The following is a 5099-nucleotide window of genomic DNA, read 5'->3' as shown; positions in this document are numbered from 1 at the left end:
TCGACGACCTCGGTCTCGGTCTCGAAGCCCTTGTTCTCCTCGACGGTGATGACGCCCTCGTTGCCGACCTTCTGCATCGCGTCGGCGATCTGCCGGCCGATCTCGGTCTCGCCGTTGGCGGAGATGGTGCCGACCTGGGCGACCTCGTCGGAGCCGGAGACGGTCTTGGCCTGGGCCTTGATGTCCTCGACGACGATGGCGACCGCCTTGTCGACGCCGCGCTTCAGGTCCATCGGGTTCATGCCGGCCGCGACCGACTTCATGCCCTCGCGGACGATCGCCTGGGCGAGCACGGTGGCGGTGGTGGTGCCGTCGCCGGCCTCGTCGTTGGTGCGGCTGGCCACTTCGCGGACCATCTGCGCGCCCATGTTCTCGAACTTGTCCTCGAGCTCGATCTCCTTGGCGACGGTGACGCCGTCCTTGGTGATCCGCGGCGCCCCGAAGGACTTGTCGAGGATGACGTTGCGGCCCTTGGGGCCGAGGGTCACGCGGACCGCGTCCGCGAGCAGGTCGACGCCCTTCAGGAGGCGGTTGCGGGCATCGGTGTCGAACTTGAGCTGCTTGGCGCCCATGTTGTCGTACTCCTCAGAAACTGTTGACGGCTCAGGCGGCCTTGGCGGCCTTGCCCGGGGTGATGACGCCGAGGATGTCGCTCTCTTTCATGATGAGGTAATCCTCGCCGTCGAGCTTGACCTCGGTGCCCGACCACTTGCCGAAGAGGATGCGGTCGCCGGCCTTGACGGTCATCGGGATGAGCTCGCCCGAGTCCTTCCGCGCACCCTCGCCGACCGCGATGACCTCGCCCTCGGAGGGCTTCTCCTTCGCGGTGTCGGGGATGATCAGGCCGCCCTTGGTCTTCTCCTCGCCCTCGATGCGGCGGACGACCACGCGGTCGTGAAGCGGAGTGAATTGCATTTTGGGATCGCTCCTTGGTTCGCGTTCCTACCTTGCGGGTGGGCTTCAGGCCGTATGTTAGCACTCGCCACCCATGAGTGCTAAAGGCGCGTCAGAGGTATTGAGCGGGCCGCTCCGTGTCAAGACGGAGAGGGGGAAATATGGCTGGAATCGTGAGGAGCGGGCGGATTGCCCGCAGGGGGCTGAAAAGTCTGGGAAAAGGCCGTATGGAACGCGTATGGAGTGCGTATGGAAAGCGTATGGGCTTTCCGGCGGGCGGGGAGCGGGGATGACCGAGATCATAGGCGCGCTGGCGGAGATCGATCCCGGCTACGACGCGCTCTTCTGCGATCTATGGGGGTGCCTGCACGACGGGGTGCGGGCCTTCCCGGAGGCGGTGGCGGCGCTCGAGGCCTTCCGCGGCGGCGGCGGGACCGTGGTGCTTCTCACCAACTCGCCGCGGCCGGCGGGGGACGTGGCGCGGCAGCTCGACCTGCTCGGCGCGCCGCGCTCCTGCTGGGACCTCATCGTCTCCTCCGGCGACGCGGCCCAGGCGGCGATGGCGGCCGGCCAGTTCGGGCGCCGGGTCTTCCACATCGGCCCGGAGCGGGACCTGGTCTTCTTCCGCGACGCCGAGGGCCGGCCGATCGACGTCGAGCGGGTGCCGCTCGAGGAGGCGGAGGGGATCGTCTGCACCGGCCTCTTCGACGACATGAGCGAGACGCCGGACGACTACCGGGCGATCATCCTCTACGGCAAGACCAAGGGGCTGAAGCTCCTCTGCGCCAATCCCGACATCGTGGTCGACGTGGGCGAGCGGCGGATCTACTGCGCCGGCGCCATCGCGCAGGCCTACGCCGCGGCCGGCGGGCGCAGCTACTATTTCGGCAAGCCGCACCCGCCGATCTATTCGCTCGCCCGCCGGAAGCTGGTGGAGCGGCTCGGCCGCGAGGTGCCGCCCGAGGAGATCCTCTGCGTCGGCGACGGGATCGGCACCGACATCCTCGGCGCCATGGGCGAGGCGCTCGACGCGCTCTTCGTCACCGGCGGCCTCGCCGCCGGGGAGACCGGCACCACCGCCTCGGCCGGCCCGGATCCGGCGAAGCTCGCCGCCTGTCTCGAGGCGGCCCGGCTCGCGCCGCTCTTCGCCATGGCCTTCCTGCGCTGATCCGCCGCAACGCCGGCGCAATAATGTTCCTGACGATACGGTAGGAGCGAACGAAAGTTGCGCACCGCTCTTGCGCCGCGCCAGCGAATCGCATAGGGTACGCTGCAGCGCAACATGAGGAAGGCGCCATGCTGGACACGCGGGGGCACAACCTGCCGATCGGGACGATCTGCATCGAGGACATCTCGATCGGGATGCAGCGGTCGCTGTCGAAGACGATCGGCGACGCCGAGATCGCGATGTTCGCCGAGCTGTCGACCGACCACAATCCCGTGCACCTCGACGACGACTATGCCCGCGACACCATCTTCGAGGGGCGGATCGCGCACGGGATGCTGACCGCCGGGCTGATCTCGGCGGTGATCGGCGAGCAGCTGCCCGGCCACGGGACGGTCTACCTCGGCCAGACGCTCAAGTTCCGCGCCCCGGTCCGGCCCGGCGACCGGGTCGAGGCGACGGTCGTCGTGCGCGACATCGACCACGCGAAGCGCCGGGTGACGCTTGATTGCGCCTGCCGGGTCGGCGATACCGTCGTGCTCGAAGGCGAGGCGCTGGTGCTGGCGCCGAGCCGCAGGTTCGACTGACGCGCAGGGCTCCGGCCCGCCAAGGGGCCGATGAAGCGATTTCGGGACTATCGCGGCCTGGCGGAGGCGGATCGCGGCGCCGCCGTCGCCATGGGCAACTTCGACGGGGTGCACCTCGGGCACCAGTCGGTCCTGGCGCTCGCCCATGCCGCCGCGGCCGAGCTCGGCGCACCCTTCGGCGTCGTCACCTTCGAGCCGCACCCGCGCAGCTTCTTCGCCCCCGACGCGCCGCCCTTCCGGCTGATGACCGGCGACGCCCGCGCCCGGCGGATGGAGAAGCTCGGCGTCGAGCGCCTCTACGAGCTCCCGTTCGGCGCGCCGATGGCCGCCCTCCCGCCCGAGGCCTTCGTGGCCGCGGCCCTCGCCGCCGGCCTCGGCGTGCGGCACGTCGTGGTCGGCGCCGACTTCCGCTTCGGCAAGGGCCGGGCGGGCGATGCGGAGACGCTGCGGACCCTCGGGCGGACGGCCGGCTTCGGCGTGACCGTGGCGCCGCTCGTCTCGGACGGGGAGGGCGACTTCTCCTCGACGGCGATCCGCGAGGCGCTCGCCGCCGGCCGGCCGGAGGTCGCGGCGCGCATCCTCGGCCACTGGCACCGGATCGAGGGCGAAGTCGAGCACGGCGACAAGCGCGGGCGCAGCCTCGGATTCCCGACTGCCAACATGAGCCTCGCCGGCCTCAACCCGCCGCGCTTCGGGGTCTATGCCATCCTCGTCGACGTGCTGACCGGCCCGCATCAGGGGCGCTACCGCGGGGTCGCCTCGGTCGGGGTGCGGCCGACCTTCGGCGCCCGGGCGGCGAACCTCGAGGTGCATCTCTTCGACTTCGACGGCGACCTCTACGGCGCGGTGCTGTCGGTGGCGCTCGTCGCCTTCCTCCGGCCGGAGCTCCGCTTCGACGGCGCCGAGCCCCTCGTCGCGCAGATGCACCGCGACGCCGAGGAGGCGCGGGCGCAGCTCGCCGGCGCCGCGTGAGCCGCGGCGGACAGACGAAGCGCGCGGCGCGCGAGGGCCTGCGCAAGGACTTCTGGCGCCGCTTTCCGCTCGAGGAGCTCACCCGCCCCGAGTGGGAGGCGCTCTGCGACGGCTGCGCCAAATGCTGCCTCATCAAGCTCGAGGACGAGGACACGGGCGCGGTCGCCTATACCCGCGTGGCCTGCCGGCTCCTCGATCTCGGGACCTGCCGCTGCGGGAACTATCCGCTCCGCCGCCAGTTGGTGCGGGGTTGCGTCGTGCTCGACCGCGACAATCTCGAGACCGTGCTCTCCTGGATGCCGCGAACCTGCGCCTACCGGCTGGTGCACGAGGGGCGCGCGCTCGAGCCCTGGCACCCGCTCATCTCGGGCGATCCCGAGAGCGTGCACCGGGCCGGCATCTCGCTGCGGGGGCGCATGGTGGCGGAATACGAGGTGCCGGAGGAGGACTGGGAAGACTTCGTGATCGAGGAGGAGATCTGATGTGGTTCCAGTCGGACAACACCGGTCCCGCGGCGCCCGAGATCGTCGAGGCGGTGACGGCGGCGAACGCGGGCAACGCCCCCTCCTACGGCGAGGAGGAGGCCTTCCAGCGGGTGCAGGCGCGGCTCCGCGAGGTGTTCGAGGCGCCGGAGGCGGCGGTCCGCCTGGTGGCGACCGGAACCGCGGCCAACGCGCTCTCGCTCGCCTGCCTCTGCCCGCCGTGGGCGACGGTCTACTGCCACCGCGGCGCGCATGTCGCCGAGGACGAATGCGGGGCGCCGGAGTTCTACACCGGCGGCGCCAAGCTCACCCTGCTCGACGGCGAGCACGGGCGCATCGCGCCGGCCGAGCTTGAGCGGGCGGTCGCGCGGGCGGCGGCGGTGGGCGTCCACAACGTGCAGAAGGGCGCGCTCTCGCTCACCAACGCCACCGAGGCCGGCACCGCCTACACCCCGGCCCAGGTGGCCGAGCTCGCCGGGCTCGCCCACGCCGCGGGCATGCCGGTGCACATGGACGGCGCGCGCTTCGCCAACGCCGTCGCCTGGCTCGACTGCACCCCGGCCGAGCTCTCCTGGAAGGCCGGGGTCGACGTGCTGTGCTTCGGCGGCACCAAGAACGGCTGCCTCGGGGTCGAGGCGGTGGTGCTGTTCGATCCCGCCCGCGCCTGGGAATTCGAGCTCCGGCGCAAGCGCGGCGGGCACCTCTTCTCCAAGCACCGCCTCCTCTCGGCGCAGATGGAGGCCTATCTCGAGGGCGATCTCTGGCTCGACCTCGCCGACCAGTCGAACGAGCGGGCGCAGCAGCTCGCCGCCGGGATCGCGGCGATGCCGGGCGCCGCGCTGCTGCACCCGACCGAGGCGAACGCCGTCTTCGCCGCCTGGCCGCGCGGGCGGCACCGGGCGGCGCTGGCGGCGGGGGCGCGCTACTACCTCTGGCCGGCCGACCAGAGCCTCGAGGGGCCGGAGGAGGAGCCGCTCTCGGCGCGGCTCGTCTGCAACT

Annotated in this window: 7 protein-coding genes; 5 read left to right on the top strand and 2 right to left on the bottom strand. The window is 71.4% G+C overall.

The genetic code is table 11. The features are described from left to right. A partial coding sequence (locus tag Q0112_RS10650) for a TCP-1/cpn60 chaperonin family protein (protein WP_297974994.1) occupies window positions 1-572 on the bottom strand: 572 nt, incomplete at its 3' end. Between the two features lie 31 nt (window positions 573-603). Next, a complete protein-coding gene (gene groES, locus Q0112_RS10645; protein WP_297974991.1) occupies window positions 604-915 on the bottom strand; it encodes a co-chaperone GroES in 312 nt (103 codons plus the stop codon). A 268-nt stretch (window positions 916-1183) separates the two neighbouring features. Here groES and Q0112_RS10640 point away from each other — a divergent pair, with 268 nt between their 5' ends. The 5 genes from Q0112_RS10640 to Q0112_RS10620 form a co-directional block, all read left to right on the top strand. After that, a complete protein-coding gene (locus Q0112_RS10640) occupies window positions 1184-2062 on the top strand; it encodes a TIGR01459 family HAD-type hydrolase (protein WP_297974988.1) in 879 nt (292 codons plus the stop codon). A 128-nt stretch (window positions 2063-2190) separates the two neighbouring features. Continuing rightward, the gene (locus Q0112_RS10635; protein WP_297974985.1) at window positions 2191-2646 is read left to right on the top strand and encodes a MaoC family dehydratase; all 456 of its coding nucleotides are present in this window, start codon (window positions 2191-2193) and stop codon (window positions 2644-2646) included. 30 nt (window positions 2647-2676) lie between these two features. Continuing rightward, window positions 2677-3618 (top strand): bifunctional riboflavin kinase/FAD synthetase, encoded by a 942-nt coding sequence (locus Q0112_RS10630; RefSeq protein WP_297974982.1) that lies wholly within the window; start codon window positions 2677-2679, stop codon window positions 3616-3618. Then, window positions 3615-4100, top strand: coding sequence for a YcgN family cysteine cluster protein (locus Q0112_RS10625; protein WP_297974980.1), 486 nt, complete (start codon window positions 3615-3617; stop codon window positions 4098-4100). The genes Q0112_RS10630 and Q0112_RS10625 overlap by 4 nt, the downstream gene beginning before the upstream one ends. Continuing rightward, on the top strand, window positions 4100-5099 hold a 1000-nt coding region (locus Q0112_RS10620), incomplete at its 3' end, for a low specificity L-threonine aldolase (RefSeq protein WP_297974977.1). The genes Q0112_RS10625 and Q0112_RS10620, both read left to right, overlap by 1 nt.

It is taken from the genome of uncultured Amaricoccus sp. (assembly GCF_937858865.1).
Taxonomy (GTDB): Bacteria; Pseudomonadota; Alphaproteobacteria; order Rhodobacterales; family Rhodobacteraceae; genus Amaricoccus.
This window is presented reverse-complemented; position numbering and strand designations above follow the sequence as displayed.